The sequence below is a fragment of the Halomonas llamarensis genome (assembly GCF_023555005.1).
Classification (GTDB): Bacteria; Pseudomonadota; Gammaproteobacteria; order Pseudomonadales; family Halomonadaceae; genus Vreelandella; species Vreelandella llamarensis.
This window is the reverse complement of the sequence record NZ_JAMJPJ010000109.1, coordinates 1-417: the sequence shown is the minus strand read 5'-3', so window position 1 is coordinate 417 and position 417 is coordinate 1. Positions and strand designations below refer to the sequence as shown.

Below are 417 nucleotides of genomic sequence, written 5' to 3'. Positions count from 1 at the left end.
AAATATAGATATGTATTGCCTGCAATAATTACAGCCGGGTTGTCAGACAGCTTACTTATTATTATTGCAGTGGTAGGAGTATCTATCATTATTATGTCTTTACCTGTACTTCAAGCAATTATTTATATAGTTGGTTTAATTTTCTTGATGTATATGGCTTGGACCATTTGGCATGATAAACCCTCAACAGATGGAGAAACTCAAATTATGTCTCCAATGAAACAAGTAAGTTTTGCTTTATCAGTTTCATTACTCAATCCACATGCTATTTTAGATACAATTGGAGTAATTGGTAGTAGTGCTGCATTATATAGTGGCAGCAATAAAATTGCGTTTACAATCGCTTGTATTAGCGTTTCATGGTTATGGTTCTTTTTACTCGCAATTTTAGGAAAAATGGTTGGATCAATTGATAAA

The 417-nt window shown here is 32.6% G+C and carries 1 protein-coding gene; it reads left to right on the top strand.

The features are described from left to right. Positions 1–15 precede the first annotated feature (15 nt). A partial coding sequence (locus M8006_RS17805) for a LysE/ArgO family amino acid transporter (RefSeq protein ID WP_284047121.1) occupies positions 16–417 on the top strand: 402 nt, incomplete at its 3' end.